General features: G+C 53.5%; 1 rRNA gene. It reads right to left on the bottom strand.

Annotation, left to right across the window (positions count from 1 at the left end):
* Positions 1-376 (bottom strand): 16S ribosomal RNA (locus tag C0R07_RS19640); the annotation flags it as partial.

The following is a 376-nucleotide window of genomic DNA, read 5'->3' as shown; positions in this document are numbered from 1 at the left end:
TAACCTTGCGGCCGTAGTCCCCAGGCGGTGAACTTATCGCGTTTGCTTCGGCACTGACGGTGTTTAAGCCGCCAACGCCAAGTTCACATCGTTTATGGCTAGGATTACCGGGGTCTCTAATCCCGTTTACTACCCTAGCTGTCGCGTCTGAGTGTCAGAAACAGACCAGAAGATCGCCTTCGCCACTGGTGTTCCTCCCGATATCTACGCATTTCACCACTACACCGGGAATTCCATCTTCCTCTTCTGCTCTCTAGCCTGATAGTATTGAACGACCTCTCCCAGTTGAGCCGGGAGCTTTCACGCCCAACTTACCAAACCACCTGCACGCGCTTTACGCCCAGTGAATCCGGATAACGCTCGCCTCCTACGTTTT

This window comes from Stenotrophomonas bentonitica (genome assembly GCF_002887735.1).
GTDB classification, from domain to species: domain Bacteria; phylum Pseudomonadota; class Gammaproteobacteria; order Xanthomonadales; family Xanthomonadaceae; genus Stenotrophomonas; species Stenotrophomonas bentonitica_A.
The sequence above is the reverse complement of the archived record's forward strand: the minus strand, read 5'-3'. Positions and strand labels throughout refer to the sequence as shown.